General features: G+C 65.5%; 1 protein-coding gene. It reads right to left on the bottom strand.

Annotated features, from left to right (window positions below; translation table 11 throughout):
• Positions 1 to 32: 32 nt before the first annotated feature.
• On the bottom strand, positions 33 to 444 hold a 412-nt coding region (locus ACOADB_RS04625), incomplete at its 5' end, for an ABC transporter permease (protein WP_378596756.1).

Raw genomic sequence — 444 nt, 5'->3', positions numbered from 1 at the left:
GGGAGCAGGGGTCGGCGCCGCGAGACCCGGCGTCAGGTACCGAAGGCCTCGGTGAGCACGTTGGCGTAGAAGACCTGGGCCAGGATCATGGCGATCACGCTGATCAGGACGAGGTTGACCAACATGCCCTGGGCTGTGGCGCGACCCACCCCGACGGGGCCACCGGAAGCGTTGTAGCCGTAGTAGCTGGCGACGACGGTGATGACGAAGCCGGTCACCGTTCCCCACAGGACGGCGACGAAGAAGTCACGCGGGCTCTGCAACAGGAACAGGATGTAGTTGAAGCCGCCGGCGGAGACCGAGCTCATCAGGTCGACGAAGAACAGCTTGCTGGCGACGAAGAAGATGCCGAGCGAGGTGACGAACAGCGCCGGCAGAACCAGGACGCTCGCGATCACCCGGCAGCCGACGAGGTACGGCAACGACCGCACGCCCATCACGTCC

It is taken from the genome of Nocardioides sp. CPCC 206348 (assembly GCF_048654705.1).
In the GTDB taxonomy this organism is placed as follows: Bacteria; Actinomycetota; Actinomycetes; order Propionibacteriales; family Nocardioidaceae; genus Nocardioides.
Note: the sequence above shows the minus strand (reverse complement) of the source record. Positions and strands in the feature narration are given on the sequence as shown.